General features: G+C 45.1%; 23 protein-coding genes. 13 read left to right on the top strand and 10 right to left on the bottom strand.

What is annotated here, in order from left to right; all coding sequences use genetic code 11:
- From gldG to CLV59_RS26385, 3 genes are read right to left on the bottom strand one after another with little or no spacing between them, the layout of a single operon-like run.
- The gene (gene gldG / locus CLV59_RS26395; RefSeq protein ID WP_111595102.1) at positions 1–1,710 is read right to left on the bottom strand and encodes a gliding motility-associated ABC transporter substrate-binding protein GldG; all 1,710 of its coding nucleotides are present in this window, start codon (positions 1,708–1,710) and stop codon (positions 1–3) included.
- A 6-nt stretch (positions 1,711–1,716) separates the two neighbouring features.
- Entirely contained in the window at positions 1,717–2,457 is a 741-nt protein-coding gene (gldF, locus tag CLV59_RS26390) for a gliding motility-associated ABC transporter permease subunit GldF (protein WP_111595101.1), read from the bottom strand.
- Positions 2,458–2,517: 60 nt separating this feature from the next.
- The gene (locus CLV59_RS26385; RefSeq protein WP_317048651.1) at positions 2,518–3,729 is read right to left on the bottom strand and encodes an IscS subfamily cysteine desulfurase; all 1,212 of its coding nucleotides are present in this window, start codon (positions 3,727–3,729) and stop codon (positions 2,518–2,520) included.
- A gap of 23 nt (positions 3,730–3,752) precedes the next feature.
- Between CLV59_RS26385 and mce the strand changes: the two genes are divergently transcribed.
- Positions 3,753–4,154, top strand: coding sequence for a methylmalonyl-CoA epimerase (gene mce, locus CLV59_RS26380; RefSeq protein ID WP_111595100.1), 402 nt, complete (start codon positions 3,753–3,755; stop codon positions 4,152–4,154).
- 528 nt (positions 4,155–4,682) lie between these two features.
- On the opposite strand, the gene CLV59_RS26375 is transcribed toward mce, so the two are convergent.
- Positions 4,683–8,003, bottom strand: a complete 3,321-nt coding sequence (locus CLV59_RS26375) for a TonB-dependent receptor (RefSeq protein WP_111595099.1) — start codon at positions 8,001–8,003, stop codon at positions 4,683–4,685.
- 115 nt (positions 8,004–8,118) lie between these two features.
- A complete protein-coding gene (locus tag CLV59_RS26370; protein ID WP_111595098.1) occupies positions 8,119–9,396 on the bottom strand; it encodes a UDP-N-acetylmuramoyl-tripeptide--D-alanyl-D-alanine ligase in 1,278 nt (425 codons plus the stop codon).
- Positions 9,397–9,647: 251 nt separating this feature from the next.
- Between CLV59_RS26370 and CLV59_RS26365 the strand changes: the two genes are divergently transcribed.
- The 3 genes from CLV59_RS26365 (at position 9,648) to apaG (ending at position 11,081) form a co-directional block, all read left to right on the top strand.
- A complete protein-coding gene (locus CLV59_RS26365) occupies positions 9,648–10,196 on the top strand; it encodes a YceI family protein (protein ID WP_111595097.1) in 549 nt (182 codons plus the stop codon).
- Between the two features lie 147 nt (positions 10,197–10,343).
- Positions 10,344–10,631: a DUF4157 domain-containing protein gene (locus CLV59_RS26360; protein WP_245950958.1), complete on the top strand. Its 288-nt coding sequence runs from the start codon at positions 10,344–10,346 to the stop codon at positions 10,629–10,631.
- Positions 10,632–10,694: 63 nt separating this feature from the next.
- Positions 10,695–11,081, top strand: coding sequence for a Co2+/Mg2+ efflux protein ApaG (gene apaG / locus CLV59_RS26355; RefSeq protein ID WP_073078323.1), 387 nt, complete (start codon positions 10,695–10,697; stop codon positions 11,079–11,081).
- A 132-nt stretch (positions 11,082–11,213) separates the two neighbouring features.
- On the opposite strand, the gene gldB is transcribed toward apaG, so the two are convergent.
- A complete protein-coding gene (gene gldB / locus CLV59_RS26350; RefSeq protein ID WP_111595095.1) occupies positions 11,214–12,251 on the bottom strand; it encodes a gliding motility lipoprotein GldB in 1,038 nt (345 codons plus the stop codon).
- 71 nt (positions 12,252–12,322) lie between these two features.
- On the opposite strand from gldB, the gene CLV59_RS26345 reads away from it, so the two are divergent.
- The 7 genes from CLV59_RS26345 to CLV59_RS26315 all read left to right on the top strand — a co-directional run bounded on the left by CLV59_RS26345 (position 12,323) and on the right by CLV59_RS26315 (position 18,868).
- Positions 12,323–13,009, top strand: coding sequence for a porin family protein (locus tag CLV59_RS26345; RefSeq protein ID WP_146616328.1), 687 nt, complete (start codon positions 12,323–12,325; stop codon positions 13,007–13,009).
- Between the two features lie 19 nt (positions 13,010–13,028).
- The gene (locus CLV59_RS26340; protein WP_111595093.1) at positions 13,029–14,696 is read left to right on the top strand and encodes an NAD+ synthase; all 1,668 of its coding nucleotides are present in this window, start codon (positions 13,029–13,031) and stop codon (positions 14,694–14,696) included.
- Between the two features lie 34 nt (positions 14,697–14,730).
- Complete coding sequence (serS, locus tag CLV59_RS26335; protein WP_111595092.1) at positions 14,731–16,002, top strand: serine--tRNA ligase; 1,272 nt, start codon at positions 14,731–14,733, stop codon at positions 16,000–16,002.
- 67 nt (positions 16,003–16,069) lie between these two features.
- Complete coding sequence (locus CLV59_RS26330) at positions 16,070–16,369, top strand: c-type cytochrome (RefSeq protein WP_111595091.1); 300 nt, start codon at positions 16,070–16,072, stop codon at positions 16,367–16,369.
- Between the two features lie 64 nt (positions 16,370–16,433).
- Complete coding sequence (locus CLV59_RS26325) at positions 16,434–16,970, top strand: GNAT family N-acetyltransferase (RefSeq protein WP_111595090.1); 537 nt, start codon at positions 16,434–16,436, stop codon at positions 16,968–16,970.
- A 60-nt stretch (positions 16,971–17,030) separates the two neighbouring features.
- The gene (locus CLV59_RS26320; protein WP_111595089.1) at positions 17,031–18,113 is read left to right on the top strand and encodes a HesA/MoeB/ThiF family protein; all 1,083 of its coding nucleotides are present in this window, start codon (positions 17,031–17,033) and stop codon (positions 18,111–18,113) included.
- An 11-nt stretch (positions 18,114–18,124) separates the two neighbouring features.
- Positions 18,125–18,868, top strand: a complete 744-nt coding sequence (locus CLV59_RS26315) for a sulfite exporter TauE/SafE family protein (RefSeq protein ID WP_111595088.1) — start codon at positions 18,125–18,127, stop codon at positions 18,866–18,868.
- Positions 18,869–18,872: 4 nt separating this feature from the next.
- On the opposite strand, the gene moaA is transcribed toward CLV59_RS26315, so the two are convergent.
- Together moaA and CLV59_RS26305 are read right to left on the bottom strand one after the other, a co-directional pair.
- A complete protein-coding gene (moaA, locus tag CLV59_RS26310) occupies positions 18,873–19,853 on the bottom strand; it encodes a GTP 3',8-cyclase MoaA (RefSeq protein WP_111595087.1) in 981 nt (326 codons plus the stop codon).
- Between the two features lie 6 nt (positions 19,854–19,859).
- Positions 19,860–20,231 carry a DUF7009 family protein gene (locus CLV59_RS26305; RefSeq protein WP_111595086.1) on the bottom strand — a complete coding sequence of 124 codons (372 nt, stop codon included), beginning with the start codon at positions 20,229–20,231 and terminating at the stop codon, positions 19,860–19,862.
- A gap of 77 nt (positions 20,232–20,308) precedes the next feature.
- Here CLV59_RS26305 and moaD point away from each other — a divergent pair, with 77 nt between their 5' ends.
- Positions 20,309–20,542, top strand: coding sequence for a molybdopterin converting factor subunit 1 (gene moaD, locus CLV59_RS26300; RefSeq protein ID WP_111595085.1), 234 nt, complete (start codon positions 20,309–20,311; stop codon positions 20,540–20,542).
- Positions 20,543–20,553: 11 nt separating this feature from the next.
- On the top strand, positions 20,554–20,955 hold the full coding sequence (locus CLV59_RS26295; RefSeq protein ID WP_111595084.1) for a molybdenum cofactor biosynthesis protein MoaE: 402 nt from the start codon (positions 20,554–20,556) through the stop codon (positions 20,953–20,955).
- Here CLV59_RS26295 and mobA read toward each other — a convergent pair.
- Both mobA and moaC read right to left on the bottom strand, forming a co-directional pair.
- On the bottom strand, positions 20,948–21,544 hold the full coding sequence (mobA, locus tag CLV59_RS26290) for a molybdenum cofactor guanylyltransferase (RefSeq protein WP_111595083.1): 597 nt from the start codon (positions 21,542–21,544) through the stop codon (positions 20,948–20,950). The two genes, CLV59_RS26295 and mobA, sit on opposite strands and share 8 nt — an antisense overlap.
- Complete coding sequence (gene moaC, locus CLV59_RS26285; RefSeq protein WP_111595082.1) at positions 21,528–22,013, bottom strand: cyclic pyranopterin monophosphate synthase MoaC; 486 nt, start codon at positions 22,011–22,013, stop codon at positions 21,528–21,530. Before moaC ends, mobA begins: the two co-directional genes overlap by 17 nt.
- Between the last annotated feature and the right edge of the window lie 19 nt (positions 22,014–22,032).

Raw genomic sequence — 22,032 nt, 5'->3', positions numbered from 1 at the left:
CTATTCGGCGAACTTACGCTGTCTTATAAACAGAAATACCATCGCAAAAAGCAATATCACTCCCACTGGTACAATAAAGCAGATGGCTTGCCATTTCGTTTTTTCTTTCTTCACCTTATCGGCATCCAGCAAACGTAACGTAATTTCTTTATTCCTACTTTCCATAATCCCATGTTTACCCGTCAGGAATTCCATACAGTTAAGCATGAACTCCTTATTGGCAAAGGCATAGCCAGGATTATATTCGTTGATCCCCATCTGCAGCGGCCCCTCTTTGCGAGATACGGCATTGGCAATAAGATCGCCATCACTTACTACTATCATGGCATTAGCGGTATCAGCTTCGGCCTTGAATGGCGTTCTGCTGGCCTGCTCCAACGCACTTGCTGCTGTGGGTTCCAGCCGATTACGGAATAAAGATGTAAACTTACCCTCCAGCAATACGGCTGTAGCCAGATGCTGCTGACGGAAATCTCTCGGATTCGGCTGCGTTTTCAACATCTCCCAACTGATTTCCGCTGGCACCCGCATCGTACGCGTGGTACGGGAACTTGTCAGGAGTATGGTTTTACGTATACCTTCCGTTCTGACCGTATCCATCGAACTTACAAAGTGACTGAGCACCAAGTCCAGATTCTTCACGATCGGATGCGCGCCAGTTGGCGTCAGCAACGGAAATAAAGGAAACGGTAACTGTATTATCTGCGGACGCTTACCCACATTGCCCACTACCATCGGTACGGCATCCGACTGCAAATCCTGGATCAGATCCTGGTTAATACGCACACCATAACGGAATAACAGGTCTTCCAGATTTAACCCGCGATCAAATGCCAGGAACGACTGCTTCTGCTGAAGACTGTCAAATCCGGCATTAGTCTCGTCTATAAACCATAATACCTTCCCGCCATTCATGACATACTGGTCAATCTTCAGTTTGTCGGCATCACTAAACGCTTCTGCCGGCTTGGCGAATAATATTACATTGAAATCTTTCGGAATATATGCAGTGCCTTGCAAAGTAAGCGTGTCCAGGTTATAATTGCTCTGGAGCGTAGTGAGAGCATCGTAAACTTCTGCCCCAAGGGATTCCCCATGTCCGAGCATATACCCGATCAAGGGTTTATGATCTTCCTGCAATTTGCTGATAGCACTGGCAAACTGATACTCCAACAGCGATTCGGAGCTATTCATGGTTTGCATGGGATCTGTTCCTCCCTGGTTTTTCAGCAGGTTGACGCCCATCTTTTTCCCTTTATAATGGATCATGGCCCCGGGGAAAATCAGTTTTTCCTGGTAACTGTCGTTAGCCTCGCCTTGTACCTTCATATTGAAAGGCATGATTCCCTGAGCAGTGAGCTCGCCGAGGAATTTCATACGGGCAGAATCGCTCAACCCTTCCACAGGGTTCACAAAAGTATAGCGTACATTCTGTTTGCCATATTCCCGGAATTCTTCCAGGAGCTCCTGTGTCGACTGTGCCAATTGCTTGAAAGTAGCGGGATAATCGCCTTTCAGGTATACTTCAATTTCAACCTGACTGTCCAGTTTTTTCAGCAAATTCACTGTACCGGAAGAAAGGGTATATCTTTTTTCAGCCGTTAAATCCCAACGTCCGTGCAGATAAGCCGCCGCAATATTGACGCCTGTCAACAGTAGCACCACGCCGATCGCCCGTTGAATATATTTTTTTCGTGTAGTCGTTGCCATGAGTCCTTAACCGTTTTGCCAAAGTTTGCGTTGGAGAGATAATTTCGTGAGATAGAGCATCAGCCCGGAAACACTGAGGAAATAGATAACATCCCGGCTATCAATCACACCCCTGCTGACAGAGAGATAGTGAAATTTAATACCAGCCATCTGCAGGTAATAATCTGCCCCACCACTGAAAGACGGAATTTTACTCAGGGCATCAAACCCATTATAGAATATAAAGCAAGTAAACAGCGCAATGAGAAATGCCACCATGGCATTAGCCGTCAGACTGGAAGACCATACCCCGATAGCCGTGAAGGTAGCGCCCAACAGTAACAATCCCACATAAGACCCGATGATACCGCCATTATCCAACAATTGCGGATTTACGCTCAACTGACGGATAGCAAAATAATAAATCACCGTCGGCAGCAGGGAAATAACAACTATCAGCAGAGAACTGAAGAATTTCCCCATCACCACATCCCAGCCACCCAATGGTTTGGTACTGAGTAATTCCATGGTGCCGGTTTTAAATTCATCGGCGAAACTACGCATGGTAATAGCAGGGATCAATAACAGATATAATAGTGGAGCGAGGTCGAAGAGCGGGTCCAGATTGGCGTATCCGGTATCCAGCAGACTGGTATCCGGAAATACAAACAGGAAAAGCCCGTTTGCCAGCAGAAACAGTATAATGGCCACATAGCCCGTAATACTGCTAAAAAACTGGTTTATCTCTTTCTTAAAGATGGCTAGCATGAATAGTAATTAGTGTAGGTGCAAATATATATTTATTAGATAATGCTTATCAGGGATTTATTATTGTGTAACTCCTGATTTAAATGCCTCCCATTGGGGACTTATTTTCCTCATTTCTATCACGGCATTGGTGATAGTAGTAATGACGAAGTCGATTTCCTCCTCGGTAGTAAACCTGCCCACGCCCATTCGGAGGGCATTCCGGCCGAGGGTATCATCCAGGCCCATGGCCTTTAATACATAGCTTGGTTCCATAGAAGCAGAAGTACAGGCCGATCCTGAGCTCAGCGCAATTTGTTTAGCAAACTGCATGATCAGGGTCTGACCCTCCAGATAATTTAGAGAGATGTTGGTTGTTTGTGGTAAACGGTGAGACACGGAGCCGTTTAGCTTACTCGCCTCCAGCTGTAATAAGCCTTGTTCCAACTTATCACGGAGCCGACGTAACCGAATAGCTTCTTCCGGCATTTCCCGGGCACATAATTCACAGGCCTTCCCCAACCCGGCTATGGCTGGTACATTCAAGGTGCCGGAGCGCATTCCCCGCTCATGACCGCCACCATCTATCTGGGCAGCCAGCCGTACCCTCGGGTCCCGACGCCTCACATAGAGGGCGCCCACTCCTTTAGGTCCGTACATCTTATGTGCACTCAGCGTCAGCAAGTCAATGTTGTCTCCCAAAACATTCACAGGTATTTTCCCTACTGCCTGCGTAGCGTCACAAAAGAAAATTACATTATGTTTTTTAGCTATATTTCCAATTTCCTTCACCGGTTGGATAACGCCGGTTTCGTTATTGGCATACATAATGGCAATGAGAATCGTTTTCGGCGTGATAGCGGCTTCCAACGCTGCGGGAGAAATAAGTCCATCGGCATCCACCGGCAACCATGTTACCTGTGCGCCCTTTTTCTCCAGATGCTTGACCGTATCTATTACTGCTTTATGCTCCGTTACACAGGTGATAATATGATTACCGCTGGCAACATAAGTTTCATATACGCCTTTTATCGCCAGGTTAATGGCCTCCGTTGCGCCGGATGTAAACACAATTTCCTGCTTCACTGCGCCAATCAATCCCGCGACCTGCTCTCTCGCATAATCAACGGCCTCTTCTGCCACCCATCCAAAAGAATGACTTCTGCTGGCTGCATTGCCATACTGAGTAGTAAAATAAGGGAGCATGACTTCCAACACCCGCGGATCGACAGCGGTAGTGGCGTTATTGTCCAGATAAACAGGTAGTTGCAGCATCAAACAAAAATACGACATTAGATGCTGTAAAAACAATATACATGCTCAAGGTTGAACATATCGGAATCGCCGTTAAATCACTGGATGTAAGCATCCCTCTGTTTGAAAAATTATTGAACACACCTTGTTACAAAAAGGAAGAAGTCGCCAGCGAAAATGTACTGACCGCCTTCTTCCAACAAGGAGAAAGTAAAATCGAATTGCTGGAAGCAACGGCGCCTGAGAGCGCTATCGCCAAATACCTGGATAAAAAAGGAGAAGGAATGCATCATATCGCATTCGAAGTGGCAGATATCTATGCAGAAATGGAACGACTCAAATCTGAAGGCTTCATTTTACTCTCAGAAACACCTAAAAAAGGAGCCGATAATAAGCTGATTTGCTTTGTACACCCGAAAAACACAAATGGCGTGCTCATCGAGATTTGTCAAGAGATTCGCTAAAATTCCTATCTTGATTTAATTAGATATTTTAAAATTAAATAATAAGATTTTTTTTTATTTTTTTTCCATTTTAGCAATCCAAACGAATTAAGTGTTCGTAAGTAATTATGTAGCACGCTTAAAAAAGCTGCACTGTTAAAACCAAAAAAAAATATTTAGAAAAAACTGAACAAAATTATTTTCTACTACGTTAATAATATATCAACACAAAAAAGACAATCATAACTAAAAATATTAGGGCTTAGCGGCTCAGCCGTAACGCTCTTAACGATTACTCTAAAGTTGGCATAGGTTATGAACACCTGCGGGTTTTTTAGCTTGCAGGTCTTTTTTTTTATATATGCCTGAAGTATGGTATAAGGGAAAGACAGGAGAAAAATTTAGAATATAGCTATGCTATATAAACGGTCACCATTTCCATCAAATTGTACAAGTACTCATATAATTTTTACTACCATTTATTACTTGCTATAAACGAAAAATCCATCTCTACTTAGCAGAGATGGATTTTTCGTTTATGGATAACCGTTAGTTAAAGATATATCGGATACCTATCTGTCCTTGCCAGCGACTAATAGTTCCTGTATTATCTCTCCAGGAATTAGTCAACGGAATTTCATTTTTCGCATCCAGGTAAGGGAAGGAGAACGCCGGCGTTGCAGTAGCCTGGCCACTTACAGGATCGCGGAACTGACCTTCGTACTTCAGGAAAGATGGCTGATTCGGCAGTTTGTAAGTACCCCATCTTCTGTTCAGTAAATTACCCAGGTTGATAATGTCAAATGTTAAGCGAATAGTATGCTTCACATTATTCTTACCAGTGAACATAAAGATATCCTGTGTAATATTCAGATCTGCACGCTTGAACCAAGGCAATACCACGCCATTACGCTCTGCATACTCGCCACGATGATTACTCAGGTAATTATCCTGCTTGATGAAATTATCCAACTGATTCCAAATCACTGATTCACTGCGCTTATCAGCATTGGTACTAGGATTATACGTTTTGTCGCCATAACCTACCTGTACCAGTTTGATGTCGCTCGCTTGTCTTGGAATATAGATCAGGTCATTGTTTCCGCCTGAACCGTCGTTGTTGAGATCGCCGTTATAAGTATAAGAAGTAGTTCCGTTAGGCGCCGCTTCGAATACTAAACCAAAAGACGTTGCAAAATGCTTGGCCCACGTAAAACGATAGGTAGCTGTTGCAATCACACGATGAGGCAGGTAGAAGTTAGAATATCCCAGATCATTCGCATTAGGATCTCCACTCACCGGACGGTCGCGCCAGTTACTCTGCGCAATAGTTCCTCCGTCATTCACACTGCGCGACTTACTATAAGTATACGCTGCACTCACCGTGAAATTCTGCACATTCTTCTGCAACTGTAATGTTACAAAATAGCTGTACCCTTTATTGGTGTTACGCATCAGGATAGCGTCGCTGATGTTAGGATTGCTAAGCGAATTTTTACCAGGGCCATAGATCTGTGAAGAATTGTAACGGATTCTGTGGTCAGGCGTTCCATCCAGCATCATACCGGTAGCAGGCAGATTCACGTTCTGGAAATATACAGCGTTGATATCTTTGGAATAGTTGAATTCCAATGTTCCATCAATACCACCTGGTAGTCTTCTATCCACAGCCAGCGTGGTTTTCAGTACTTGCGGATATTTAAAATTCCGGTCTGTTGCCGCAATGTTATAGGCTGTTGCTAACTGTCCGGGTCCAGGACGGTAAATATTAGGATCTGGACTAAACGGATAAGGAATAGTAGTGGTATTTGTAGCAGTTGCTACGAAAGAGCCAAACTGTACGCCATTGTTACCTGCCTGATTGCTCAGCCACACTGCTGGCGGCGGACCTGCAAATAACCCAATACCACCGCGGATCTGCGTCTGGTTATCATGGGTAACATCCCAGTTAAATCCAATGCGTGGCGACAATAACGGCGTCGTTTTAGGTTTCTGTCCTACATCCAGTTTCACGCCATCGCGGAAAGTCAGCGCCATCAGGGAATCGTTTCTGGTAAAGGTGTTGCCAATGATAGGAACATCTATACGCAGACCGTATGTTAAAGTGAAGTATTTACTTACACTCCATTTATCCTGTACAAACAGGCCGAGCTCCAGTGAATTCACTTTTGCAAATGGAAATGATCCATCTGGCGTACTGGCATAAGACAATGCATAACGGGCAGTGGTTAATGCGCCGGAATTCGCACTGGCGTAGAAGTCTGTCAATGTATTGAAACGATAGTTACCCACATAGTTAGGCGCAAAACCATTTACAAATGCTTTGTAATAGTTCTGTGTTCCAATGGTAATCTCATGTGCGCCTTTATACAAATTGAAGATGTCAGAGATCTGATATACATCCGTACTCAATTTGTTGTTGTAAGTAAATGGCTCATAACCAAAAGCAGTATAGCTCGCACCTTGCCCATTCAGGATATCCACCAGCGGGAAGTTGCTGCCGGATAAGGAAGATCTGAAGTCGCGCATAGCAGAGTATCCAATCTGTAATTTGTTGGACATGTTATTACTGATGCGGGTATTCAACTCTGCAATGAAGATGTTGAAGTTGTTATTGATCGTATAGCCACTACCGCTGAAAGGTAAGCCAGTATTGCTTGGCTGACGGTTGCCGTTTGGAGCGCCACTATTACTTGCAGAAATATCTCTGAATGATTTCAGATAGTTATACTTGAAAGTAAGGGTGTTCTTTTCATTGATATTCCAATCAATCTTTGCAGTAATCTTATCACTTTGTGTACGATAAGGATAACCTTGATAATCTCCCGGATTGTAATTGTATTTGTCGATCAGGAATTTCTTCAGGGCATCCAGCGTATCTGCTACGGCCTGTGATACGTTACCGCCAGCTACCTGGTTAGGCTTGTTGGCTACCAGACTGGTGGCAGGAGCGCTGATACGTTCCTGTTCTGCACTCAGGAAGAAGAATACTTTATTCTTTACTATTGCGCCGCCTACATTGAATCCACGCAGGTTATAATTGAAGTCTGGCTTAGGAACAGTAGCAGTCCCTACTTTCAGCCCTTGCAATCCTGGCGTTTGTAAAAAAGTATATACCGTTCCTTTGAAAGTATTGGTACCACTCTTAGTGATACTGTTAATACCGGCTCCGGAAAATCCTCCCTGACGTACATCATATGGAGAAACGTTTACCTGGATTTGTTCCAGCGCTTCCAGACTGATAGGCTGAGAAGCTGTCTGAGAGCCAAGTGTAGCCTGTAACCCGAACGCATTGTTGAAGTTAGCACCGTCTACAGTCATGTTGTTTAACTGGTTACTTCTTCCTCCAATGTTCAGGCCATTCGCAGAAGGTGTCAGGCGGGTAAAATCCTGCATAGAGCGACTGATTGTAGGCAGTCGGTCCATTTGCGCACGGGTAATCACTTCCTGGCTACCAGTGCGACTCTTGTTGAACACTTTGTTCTGCGCCCCTGTAGACTTCACCACCACTTCGTTTAAAGAACTGGTGCTGGCCTTCAGTGTCAGATCAAGTTTGTAATCTTGTCCCAAGGAAAGAAAAATGTTCTCTTTCTTTTCTTCCTTAAAGCCTACATAGGTTACAGTAACAACATAAGGGCCGCCTACACGTAGGTTAGGTAAGTTGAAACGGCCATCTTTACGGGAAACAGTAACATACCTGGAGCCAGTGGGTTGATGTATCGCTATGATACTGGCACCAGGAACGGGATCATTACCACTGTTGATAATTCCGGAAATGTCGGCAGTAGTTTCCTGGGCATAAATAAACGTTGGGATCAGGAGCATGCAGCATAGCAGCCCCCAAATTAATCGGATGATTTTGGGACTCATTAAATTCAGATTTTGGTAAAGGTCGAAACCGTATGTTAAGGATTAAATATAAATAAATTATGAAATCATTAACATTTCTTATATGTGACCATTTACCAAAATCTTCTGAGAGAAATTATATAACTCGCTCCATGCCAGTGCTTCTGGAGCCCTTGATTAATAAGAAAGTATTTGTGAATTGTTGGGCTTCCAACCATTTTTTCGCTTCCAGTGCATCAGAAAGGAAAATATAGGGATGATTGACCTTAGCAAAATCCCCGCCTACCAATACAACTGCTTCCCAATGGTGTTTGAGCAGGTTATCTACCAGGGTCTGGTGTTCTTTTACGGAATCGGGGCCCAGTTCCATCATTGCGCCCAGCAGCAGTACTTTTTTAGGAGCCTGCAAGCCTGCGAAGTTATCCAACGCAGCTTTCATGCTGGAAGGGTTCGCGTTGTATGCATCCATGATAATCGTATTGCTACCCTGTTCTATAATCTGGGAGCGGTTATTGGATGGAACATATGCTGCAATGGCAGGTGCAATTTTTTCTGACGGCACTTTGAAATAACTGGCTACAGTAACGGCAGCCATTACATTCGGGAAGTTGTAAGCGCCTACCAGGTGGGTGGGTATACTACCTACTTGGCTGTCGCCGGTTACGGCTACTTCCAGAAAGGCTTTGTCTGCCACCGGATGACCGGTGAAATCAGCTTCTTTCTGGCCATAGGTCACAATATGCGGGATACCTTTGCTCATTTCCACGAGGTACTCGTAATCGTTGCAAACGAACACGGTGCCATTGTGTGCGCGAAGATAATCGTACAGTTCACCTTTCGCTTTTTTAACGCCTTCTTCTCCGCCGAAGCCTTCCAGGTGGGCTTTACCGATATTGGTGATGATACCATGCGTAGGTAAGGCCACCTCGCAATAAGCGGCAATTTCGCGCTGATGGTTCGCGCCCATTTCAATGACAGCGATTTCCACATCTTCTTTTATAGAAAGAATCGTCAGCGGAACGCCAATATGATTATTGAGATTACCTACGGTGGCGTAGGTTTTATAGTTGGACGACAGTGCGGCGTTTACCAGTTCTTTCGTAGTGGTTTTACCGTTAGTGCCTGTGATGGCGATAAATGGGATACCCAGTTGTTTACGATGATGCAGGGCCAGGTTTTGTAACACTACCAGCGCATCGCCTGCCAGTAACATTTTGTCTGGTTGGGTAAAATACTTTTCCTCATCCACTACGGCGAAGACAGCACCTTGTTCCAGGGCCTTTTCAGCGAATTCATTGCCGTTGAAGTTAGTGCCTTTCAGTGCAAAGAAAATATCTCCCTGTTTGAGTTTACGGGTGTCTGTCTGGATAGATGGGTACTGCTTGTATATTTGGTAGAGTTGTTCGATATTCACAGTGAATGCTATTTGTTACAAAAATAAGCGGTAAAAGATATGTGTTGCATTTTTTTTAAGGAAGATTATCTACCATTAAAAATCATGCGTTTATCCGCAGAAACGCCGCTACCTTTGTATAGCTAAGGGGCAAAGGCTGTAGGGAGACACCTGTCTCTCGTAATAATCATGGCCAGCGCTGCGCTTCGGGAATGAATGTCTGATCCTGTCTGCTGCATGGATCTGGTTGAAAAAATTAAATATCGGTTGTTATGAAATACATGATCCTGTTTGTTCTGGGCCTCTTGATGAGCGTGAGAAGCTTTTCCCAGGATGTTGTTACCGCTAAGGGAGCTACGATCTCATTTTTCTCCTCGGCTCCGTTGGAAGATATTTCGGCCCGTACCGATAAGGCCGTGTCTGCCATTAACACTAAAACCAGGGCTATTTATTTCAAAGTGCCCATTAATTCTTTTGAGTTTGAGCAAGACCTGATGCAGCAACATTTTAATTCCTCGTACATGGAGAGTGGCAAATATCCCTTTAGTGAGTTTAAAGGAACCATTAACGATAACGTTGACCTCACCAAAGATGGCACCTATAATGTAACGGTATCGGGTACACTTAATATGCATGGCGTCGATAAAACCTACCAGGAAAAAGGTACGATTATCGTGCAGGGAGGCGTGCTGAAAGCCCATGCAAAATTTGTGGTTAAACTGGCTGACCATAAGATCAAAATTCCCACCATTGTAATGAAGCATATTGCCGAACAGGTAGAGGTAACTGTTGATGGTACCTACACTGCTCAGGGGAAATAGTCTGAAATCAGGACTTTTTCGTCAAAAAAGCCAATTTTCTGCTCTCCCGGCCAACAGGGGGAGATTCAATATTTCGCGTTAGATTTACGTTAGGGAGTATGTATACAAGTGGAAAAAATAATATGCAGGATTAAAGAAAGGTCGTGGTTGGCAGGAATTGCAGCCAAACGCATGAAAGCGCGCTCACTGGCGATGGTGATTGGACATACAATTCACCTCTACGGCGCTTCCAGGCAGCAGTTTCTTTCCGATATAGAATGGGTCAGACATGAGGCTTGTCACGTACTGCAGTACAGGGAGTATGGAATTTTCCGATTCTTGTATCTCTATATACGTGAATACTTGCGTCACGGTTATGTGGATAACTCTTTCGAAGTGGCCGCCAGAGCGGCAGAAGCAGACCAACATCTGCTCGATCGCTTCGAAATTCACTAAAAAATCGTTAAAGCAAGGATTCGGCGTGTATTTTTCCTTATTTTTACGTTAAAGGTTGTTATTATGGTAAAGAAGGTAACAGAGGGCATCACTATCAGCGTGGAAACATTTTACCAGCCGGATTATTCCAATCCGATTGGCAGCGAATTTATGTTTGCCTACCGCATTACTATCGAAAACAACAACACTTTCCCTATTAAGCTGCTTCGTCGTCATTGGTACATTATTGATTCCAACGGCAACCACCGTGAAGTGGAAGGCGAAGGTGTAGTAGGTGTGCAGCCATTACTGGCTCCGGGTGAAACATATCAGTACGTCTCGGGATCGAATCTCCGTACTGAAATAGGAAAGATGTATGGAACTTACCAGATGGAAAATCAACTGGATAAGAAGCTTTTCGAAGTGAAAATACCGGAGTTTCAAATGATTGTGCCTTTTAAACTGAACTAACTCAATCAGTATATCGAAAGGCTTTCAATCGCTTCCCGCGGTTGAAAGCCTTTTGTTTAAAGACATAAAAAAGCCTCCGGCGCTCGCATCTGCCGAAGGCTAAAAAAATTATCTCCGCCGCAGGCGGTATGATTATCTCGGTCTGTACTTCGATTCGTTAAAAATCTCCATTACATCTTTCTTCTCCATCAACTGCTGCAACGTCAGCTCCGGATGTTTATCCATATATTTCTTTACAATCTGCCAGCCAACAAAATTACCGATCTTCCCAGGAGAGCCTTCCGGCATCCCTTGTGTAGCCGGGCCGTCGCCCATAAAATGGCTGATTTCCTGCCAGTCGGTATTGTATAACAGGTTGTTTTGAATAAAGAACTGCCAGATCATCTGCTCATTGTCATAGCACCAGCGCAGCTGATCACCGGTATATCCTATCTTGATACTGTCTGCCGTAAAAGGCAGCACCTTATCCAGGAAATACTGCTGGCGACCGGCATCCACCATCTGGCTGACCAGGTTACCGCCATCACGGGGAGTAGGATACATCTGATTGTGCAGTGCCTGCATCGCATTGGTGGCGATATATTCCGGGCTAAACCTGCGAATCATGTAATTGGGAAGGTCTTCGATCATATGGTAAGGAGGAAATTCTTCTCCCATGTACATGTCGAGGCCAATACCCAGCACAGAATCTACTGTTACGGCGCCATAATTGGCTACGCCACTGATGAAGGTCACCACTTTGGGCGCACGGAAATAGGGGATATAGTATTTAGTATATTTAAACGCCTGCTCCAGGTCTTTCTTAACGGTGGATAAGTTGCCGAACTTTTGCTGTACGGCGCTTTCCAGCTGACGAAAGTCCTTCGTAGTAAGAAACAGGTGCAATTGTTGCTGAATAGCGGCACTGCTGTCCGAATAGGCGCCGAGGTTCATAATATCGGTCATGTATACGGGCAGAAACATTGGATAAGCCGCATGCAGCCGCTCCAGACCAGGCTGGATTTGATTGGTGTCTATCGTAAATAAAGCGGAGTCGAACCGCTCCGCGCTAACGTGGAGGGCTATATTACTCACATCCGGCGGCTTGGGCCCGGATTTACAGGCGGCAACAGCTAAAAAGGCCAGTAATAGCCAGCTGTACCGGAAACTTTTATTAGTGTAACTTTGCATCGCTCTTAAAAACTGAATAAAGGGTAAATTTATTATATACCTTGTATTTAAAAAAAGACAATATCCTTAATATGAAGCGGATTTTAATTTTAATGCTGGCGTTAGGTGGAATGAAAGGCGCAATGGCACAAAGCAACTATGGAAACTTTACAAAGAAAGTTCGTTTAGGTTTTAACCTGGACCCTATGATCTCAACCATGAACCCTCAAACCTCGGGCGTGAATCGTACCGGCTCCAAAATGGGCCTTGGATTTGGTCTGATGGCTGATTTTAGCCTGAACCCATCAGGTAACTATTCGATTGCCTCAGGATTTAATGTGGTACTGGGTGGTAGTAAACTGAAATATGATGCCGGTTTGGGTTTAAGCGATTATAAACAATTGCCGACAGAATACAATTTCAAAATGACACATATTCAGGTACCAGTGGCCCTGAAACTGAGAACAAACGAAAATGCAGATGGCATGGCCTTCTGGGGACAATTCGGTACTTATTTCGCTTTCCCGGTGAGCGCGAAAGTGAATGTAACCAATCTTTCCCAGAGTGCGGACAACATCAATATTTTATCAGATGTAAACAGAATTAACATTGGGCTGTTAGTAGGAGCCGGGATGGACTATACTTTGAGCGAATCCCTGACCGGTACCGTAGGGCTTATATATCAAAACGGCTTTATCGATGCTACCCGCAATGCAAAATGGAATGATGGCAGAGTGAATATCAATAGCTTTGCACTCCGACTCGGAGTTTATTTCTAAGCAACATAACTTTGAAATTATGAAGATTATACTGGCACAGCAGAATTATCATATCGGCAATTTCGAACAGAATACCGCCAAGATCATAGCGGGTATCCAGGCTGCCAAAGCCCAGGGCGCTGATCTGGTAGTATTCTCGGAACTCTGCGTGTGCGGATATCCTCCACGGGATTTCCTGGAGTTTGAAGATTTCATCGCCAGATGCTATACAGCCATAGATGAGATAAAGCAACATGCTACCGATATAGCCGTGCTGGTAGGCGGTCCGGCCAGAAATCCACAGCCTGAAGGGAAAGATCTCTTCAACGCTGCCTGGTTCCTGTACGAAGGAGAAGTGAAACATATCGTACACAAAACACTGCTCCCTACCTATGATGTCTTCGATGAATATCGCTACTTTGAACCTGCCTTTGGATGGAATGTTATTCCATTCAAAGGTCGCAAACTGGCCGTTACCATCTGTGAAGATATCTGGAATCTCGGCGAAAACCTGCTCTATCGCATTTGTCCGATGGACAAACTCATGGAACAGCAGCCAGACGTGATGATTAACCTGTCTGCTTCCCCATTTGATTACGACCATGATCAGGACCGAAAAGAAGTGATTCGTGCCAACGTACTCAAATACCGGCTGCCGATGTACTATTGTAATACGGTAGGTTCCCAGACGGAAATCGTTTTTGATGGAGGATCTTTAATCTTCGATGCACAGGGAAATATCGTAAAAGAACTGCCTTATTTCGAAGAGGCTATGGACGGTATGGAGCTGGAACCGCTGCTCAGCAATGGTAGCGCTATAGCCGAAAAACCGGAATTTACGCCCCTGACATCCCTTGTATTTGATCATAACATTGACAGGATATATGATGCACTGGTATTAGGTATCCGTGATTATTTCGGGAAGATGGGATTCAAAAAAGCCATCCTGGGTTCTTCCGGAGGAATAGACAGCGCAGTAACCCTGGCTATTGCCTGCGATGCCCTCGGCGCAGAAAATGTGAGAGCAGTATTAATGCCGTCTCCTTATTCCACAGAACATTCTGTGGATGATGCGGTCCTGCTGTCCCAAAATCTGCAAAACCCATACGATATAATCCGTATCAATGATATTTATGAAACATTCCTGAAAACCCTGGAGCCTTATTTCCAGGGACTGCCCTTCAATGTGGCAGAGGAAAATACGCAATCCCGCATCAGAGGTAACCTGCTGATGGGATTGTCCAATAAATTTGGGTATATCCTGCTGAATACTTCCAATAAGAGCGAGTTATCCACAGGGTATGGTACACTGTATGGAGATATGGCCGGAGGATTGTCTGTCCTCGGTGATGTGTACAAAATGCAGGTATATGCATTGGCGAGATACATTAACCGCGACAAAGAAATCATTCCTCAGAACATCATAGACAAGGCGCCATCCGCAGAACTGCGTCCTGGACAAAAGGACAGCGATAGTTTACCGGATTATGCTGTGCTCGACAAACTACTGTATCAATACATTGAACGGAGGCAGGGCCCCCGTGAGATTGTTGCACAGGGCTTCGACTCGGCTTTGGTTTCGCGGACCTTAAAGATGGTCAACGCCAATGAATACAAACGAAATCAGTTTTGTCCTATCATTAGAGTATCTTCCAAGGCCTTTGGCGTGGGTCGCAGGGTACCAATCGTAGGAAAATATCTTATATAGCCTTTATCTTTGCTCAAATTTTTAAATTACAATAATGTTACAAGTACCGTTTATACGTCAAAATAAAGAGCTGGTTTTAGAAAGACTGGCCCTTAAAAACTTCAAAGAAACACATCTGGTGGATGAAGTACTTGCACTGGACGACAAGCGTAAGAAACTGACACTGGAATATGATGATACACAAGCCCAGGTAAACAGCTTATCCAAAGAAATCGGTAAACTGATGGCCCAGGGGAAAAAAGAAGACGGCGAAGCCATGCGCGCGAAAGTGAATGAGCTGAAAGAGCACCTGGCGCCCGTTAATGAAGCCCTGAATGCCACTGAAAAAGAACTCCTGGATACCCTGGTAAAACTGCCAAACCTGCCTTCTCAGCTGGTTCCTGCTGGTAAAACGCCGGAAGACAACGTGGAAGTAAAGCAGCATGGCGATATTCCTGCCCTCCATGAAGGCGCAGTACCACACTGGGATCTGGCGAAAAAATACGATCTGATCGATTTTGAACTGGGTAATAAAATCACAGGTAGCGGTTTTCCGGTATACAAAAACAAAGGCGCTCGCCTGCAACGCGCTATGATCCAGTATTTCCTGGATTATAACATCAACGCCGGCTACATGGAATATGCGCCGCCATACCTGGTAAACGAAACCTCTGCTTTCGGTACCGGTCAGCTGCCGGATAAAGAAGGTCAGATGTACCATGCTACTGAAGATAACTTCTTCCTGATTCCTACCGCTGAAGTACCTGTTACTAACATCTACCGCGATGAAATCCTGAAAGATACCGATCTGCCTATCCGCATGACAGCCTACACGCCATGTTTCCGCAGAGAAGCCGGTTCTTATGGTAAAGACGTTCGCGGTCTGAACAGAGTACACCAGTTTGATAAAGTGGAATTGGTACAGCTGGCTCATCCGGAGAAATCTTATGAAGCGCTGGATGAAATGGTGGCCCATGTGGAAAGCCTCCTCCAGTCTTTACAGCTGCCATATCGTATTCTGCGTTTATGCGGTGGCGATATGAGCTTCACTTCTGCACTGACCTACGATTTCGAAGTGTACAGCGCTGCCCAGCAGAAATGGCTGGAAGTTAGCTCTGTAAGTAACTTCGAGAGCTACCAGAGCAACCGTATGAAAATTCGTTTCAAAGAAGCTAATGGCAAGCCGCAATTCCTGCATACCCTCAACGGTAGCTCCCTGGCGCTTCCGCGTATCATGGCCTGCATCCTGGAAAATAACCAGACAGCAGACGGTATCCATATACCAGCTGTGTTACAGGCATACTTTGGCGCTGGAAAAATTCAATAGTCGTTCTATCATAAAAAATAGTTACCTTGAGTACGGTCAATCTATCTGATATACTCAAACTAATTTTATGAAAACTCTACTCCAGTTTGCAGTGATCGCTGTGTTATTGTGGGGATGTAGCAAAAGTACAGTACCTACAGACACCGCAGCTAAAACGGAAGCGGCCTTTGCAAAATATCCGGATTCACCTGGTAAAGAAGTGTACCGCGAGAATTGCAACAGATGCCACGCTTACAAATGGCCAGAAACACGCAGTGTGGATAAATGGCCAAGCATCATAGATAGGATGGCTAAAAAAGCCAGACTGTCAGAAGATCAGAAAGCAGCAGTACTGGACTTTGTGAAAACGAACGCGAAAGCATCTTAATAAATTTTTAGTAAGGTTTAAAACAATCAGCGACCGGAAACGGTCGCTTTTTTATTTTCGTATCATGCGACACTTTCTACCCAATGGCGAAGAGCTGATCATCCGCGAGGCACGATTGAAAGATGCCGCCGGTATGTTGGCCAATTATCAACGCATGACCGCCGAAACTGATTTCCTGCTCCTCAACCATGCAGAAGCATTGGACCTGGACGCCGAATCAGAAGAAGCTTTTATTAAATCCCACCTGGATAAATCCCGCCAGCTCTTGCTGGTAGCGGAAGTGAATGGTCGTATCATCGGCGCCGTGAATGTGGATAACACCGGCCATGACAAGCGGACCCATGTATGTGAAATGGGCATAGGCGTGGCCAAAGAATACCAACGAATGGGAATCGGCCGGAGATTGATGACCGCCATGCTCCGCTGGATCGAAGAACATGATGACCTGTGGCTCGTATACCTCCAGGTAGCCGCCGCCAACGAAAAAGCGATACAACTCTACCGCAACTTCGGTTTCCAGGAATGTGGCCGGCTCCCGGATGCCATCGAACTCAAACCCGGCCATTTCTCCGATATCGTAACCATGTATAAAAAAGTATAACGTTTTACTACCTTTATCCTTTACCAGGTTACCATTTCTTCATCAGATACGATTGATACCATGCGATACGACAGGCAGACCAGACTGGAAGGTTTTGGACCAGAGAAACAACAACTGCTGCTGCAAGCAGCCGTATTGGTAATAGGCGCCGGCGGACTGGGCGTACCAGTACTGCAATACCTCACCGCTATGGGAGTAGGCCGCATCGGCATTGTGGAAAACGATACCGTTTCCATTACCAATCTGCAACGACAGGTACTCTATACCACCGCGGACCAGGGAAAGCCCAAAGGGCAGCTCGCAAAGCAACGACTACATCAACTGAATCCCGACATAACCATTGAGCTACATGAAACATGGCTCACTACGGAAAATGCCCTTGAGATTATTTCCGGCTATGATGTAATCGTTGACTGTACAGACAACTTCGGCACCCGCTATCTGATCAACGATGCCTCTGTAATCACCGGAAAGCCTTTGGTTTATGGGGCTATCTACAAGTATGAAGGACAGGTAAGCGTATTTAATTATCAGCAGGGAGCTACTTACCGTTGTATTTTCCCGGAAGCGCCCGCTGCCGGCGAAATGCTGAATTGTAGTGAAATCGGCGTATTGGGGGTACTGCCAGGCATTATTGGCTCCTACCAAGCCAATGAAGTGGTGAAAATCATCACCGGTATTGGAACTCCTCTCCGCAATCAGTTAATGACAGTGGATATCCTGGAAAATGTGCATCATATTTTCCATATTCCTCCAGTGGAGGCTAATCGGCAGATTACCGTCTTGCAGGCAGATTACGCACAGGATGTATGCGACCTTACTGGCGTACAGTCACTACAGGTTAAAGAGCTGGAAAACTGGCTGAATAACGGTAAAAAGGTGTTAGTGCTAGATGTACGAGAAGATGATGAGTGGGAGATCTGCCATTTGTCACAGTCACTGCACATGCCAATGGGCAAGGTGCTTCAGGAATTCCCTAAAATGACGATTTCAGGGCCAATCGCGGTACTTTGTCACCATGGTATGCGTAGTCGCGCTGTTGCACAGCGATTGTCTGAAATGGGCTATAAAAACCTTTATAACGTAGAAGGCGGTATACATGCCTGGGCTTGTATGATCGATCCTGCAATGGCAACTTATTAATTCTTCGTTTTGTGACACTTACACTCTGCTTTTTATTTTTCCTGGTAGCGCTGTTATATTCCGCAGCCGGATTTGGCGGTGGCTCCAGCTACCTGGCCATCCTGGCGCTGTGGGGCGTGAACTTCCAGTTGATGAAATCGACCGCATTGCTCTGTAATATCGCGGTGGTCATTGGCGGCGTGTATCATTTCTGGAAGTCAGGACACCTACCCATGAAAAAAGCCCTCTGGCTGTCATTGGTGAGCGTGCCAATGGCCTTTATTGGCAGTTATCTTCCTATGAAACAGGAAACATTTTTCCTGCTCTTAGGCATTGCCTTAACACTGGCCGCCATCTTTATGTGTTACCGCATGTTTTTTGAAAGAAATGAGGAGACAGAAACAGTGCGCGAAAGCGGAGGAACAGTATATGGTATTATTGGCGGCGCTATCGGACTGCTCTCCGGTATGACAGGTATTGGCGGTGGTATCTATCTGGCGCCAGTATTGAAACTGGGGAAATGGGATACCTCCAAGAATATTGCAGGATTGAGTAGCTTCTTTATATTGGTGAATTCTGTGGCCGGTATTTTAGGACAGGTAGCCAAACGTGAAATCGTTTTCAATGTAGATTTCGTACTCCCGTTACTGTTATCTGTAATTGTAGGCGGACAAATAGGCGCACGTTTAAGTGCAAAGGTGCTTAAACCAAAATGGGTAGCAGGCGCCACGGCAGTGCTGATTTTGTATGCAGGAGTAAGAATGCTGATCAGATAACTGCTTATCCTCCTATAATAGACATACTTTCTTTAACATCTTCCAGGAAATTTTTCTCTGCTTCAAAACCATCTTTGAACCGTTCCGTAATGGCTGCCTGTATGCCGCTACGGATATGCATGTCGCGGAATAAAGGTTGTCGTAACAGATCCCGCACATTCAGCATATTATTCCCGTAAAGACAGGTTTTTATACTACCGGTGGCGGATATACGAAGACGATTGCAGGTGCCGCAGAAAGTGCGGCTGTAAGCAGGAATAACGCCTACTGTGCCACTGAAACCTGGAATCTGATAATTCAGAGAAGTAGCATGTGGAAGATCTGGTATCTTCACCAGTTCATACTGTTCACGGATGGTATCCAGGATACGTTGATAATGCCAGTTAATTCCTGAGAACTCTTTCTGCTGGCCGTTGAACGGCATCTCTTCAATGAAACGAACAGATACTTTTTTTAACTCTGTTAATGCAGCAAAAGCAGTAATCTCATCTGTATTCACCTGATCCATTACTACCGTATTTATCTTTACTTGCATGTCGTGTTGCAGCATAGTGTGGAAACAGTCCATCACGGCAGCAAACTTATTCCGACGGGTAATCCGCTCAAAGCGGTTTGCCTGTAAGGTATCCAGACTTAAATTGACCTGTTGTATTCCCAAATCGCATAGCGCTGGGATAAAGGATTTGGTCAGTACGCCGTTGGTGGTAATGGCAATATCGGTGATGCCATCAATGTTTTTTATTTTTTCCAGGAGAGACAACAAGTTGGGCCGCATGAATGGTTCTCCGCCGGTAATACGAACTTTGGAAACGCCATCATAAGCGAGCATCTTCAGCAGACGAATGATTTCATCATCTGTTAATAAGTTGCCCTGCTGTTCAAATTTCATCTGCTCCGGCATGCAATAGGTGCAGCGGAGATTACAGCGGTCTGTAACAGACAGCCTGACATAGTTGATTATACGGCCATGCGGGTCCTGTAACATGCCTACTTAGCAGTTTTTACTAGCCATTGGGTTATCGAAAGATTCACTATCGTCTTCATCACGGTCTGTCAGACATTTAAAATCCCTTTCTACCAATATCTGGAGATTGGAACCATCTTCGTTGGCAATGGACAAACTGAATCCGGTTTCTCCGGAACTTATCCACAATTGCAATTGCGGAATCGGTATCAGGATATGTACGCCATCATGCTCCAGTTTTGCTAGTGGAGCAGGAATATCTTTCCCACGGATCACAAAGTGCAGGGTACCCGCGCCGATATGCGTGATGGATTCCACCTTAGCCACTGTTTCCAGTAGTTCCATATCGATTTTATCTAAGCGAAACCGGATACTATTTCCTCTGAGCCTTACTTTCATAAAAAATGATTTTACCGCAAACTAAAATTACTACTTTATCGCTGCTATATTGTAGTTTTAGCCAACAATTTTAACTTATGGGCTTATTGCTGTTTGGTGTGGCGAAAGACATTGCAGGCCGGTCGATGATAACATTGCCGGATGGTATTACCACCGTAGGGGATTTGAAAACCTGGTTGCTGGCCACCTATCCTGGCTTACAACAGTTAAATTCCCTGATGATTGCAGTGAATAGAGAGTATGCAGCTGATAACCAACTAGTTGCTGCCAATGATGAAATTGCGGTTATCCCGCCGGTAAGTGGTGGCTGAAACAAGAAAACATGGACGTATTACTCAAAATAGAATCTGACATCACTATTCAGGAAGCGCTGGATTTCATTCATTCTCCTGCCTGCGGCGGAGAAGTAGTATTTACTGGTAAAGTACGCAACGATACTAAAGGCAGAGGGGTAACAAAACTCTTCTATGAAAGTTACCGCGAAATGGCTTTATCCGAAATGCAGAAAATTGCTGATGATGTAGCCAGACAATGGGATATTAAGAAAATAGCCATGCTACATGCCGTTGGAGATAAATATCCTGGAGATATCGCGGTAGTCGTGGCTGTATCATCCGTTCATCGGGGAATTGCCTTTGATGCCTGCGAATACGCCATAGACACCCTCAAAGCAAGAGTGCCTATCTGGAAAAAAGAATTCTTCGAAGACGGAACCATTATTTAGGCTGGTTCATCGCCTCCGCCTTCTCCTCCTGGGTATTGGCATTAAATTGCTCCGTGGCCCAGGGGTTTTCCACAATTTTTATATCGCTGGATAGCAATGTTTTACGTGGACATTGTTGCGCCTTCGTTTGCACATTTTGCTGTAAGGCAGCCAGTCCGGCTGGTTCCCAAATGGCCACCAGCGGCTCCGGTAACAGATTAACAGGACTCTTGAAACTTGTTGCTGCTTTGCCGCTATCCCGTTCGGCAATCAGCAGTTGCAGACTATTGGCACTAAATAAAGGCAGGTCGCAGGCTACTACCAGCCATGCGGTATCTGGCTGAAAGGCATGCGCACTGAGTATCCCTGCCGATGGGCCTCCCGTAGCCACGCTGTCCGATATCAAATGTGGATAACTACTGAATCCGGCAAGCTGATCTGGCCGGCAGGAAATATACACTTCCTCCAGTTGGGAGGATAACAACTGTATCATGTATTGCCATTGCGGCATACCATGGTACGCAATAATGCTTTTATCTTCCTGCATGCGGGTACTATATCCCCCACATAGTATAAGTCCTTTCAGTGGCGCTTTAGCGGCTATAGTCATGTTTTCCTCCCGATTTGCTGATGAGTTTTGTTTCCCGGATAACCATTTCCTGAGAGAATGCCTTACACATGTCGTAAATGGTGAGTGCCGCTACAGATGCGCCAGTGAGGGCTTCCATCTCCACACCAGTCTTTCCTGTTGTCTTAACGGTACAACGAATAACCGCTTCCTCAGATTCCATTACAATGGCTACATCACATCCGTCTAATAATAAGGTATGACAAAGCGGAATCAGTTCCGGCGTTTTCTTTGCCGCCATAATACCTGCAATGATGGCGGTTTGAAAAACGCCACCCTTGCGGGTTTGAATGTCGTTCCCCTGAAATTGATGACGGATAATTTCCGGGAGATAGATGCGACTCTCGGCAACGGCTATACGAAAAGTATTGTCTTTACCACTAACATCTACCATGGCCGGTTGACCGGCAGTATTCAGGTGGGTAAAATCGGTGCTTGATTGATTGGCCATAAAAGCATAAATTTAGTGG

This window comes from Chitinophaga dinghuensis, from assembly GCF_003259435.1.
Lineage (GTDB): Bacteria > Bacteroidota > Bacteroidia > Chitinophagales > Chitinophagaceae > Chitinophaga > Chitinophaga dinghuensis.
Note: the sequence above shows the minus strand (reverse complement) of the source record. Positions and strands in the feature narration are given on the sequence as shown.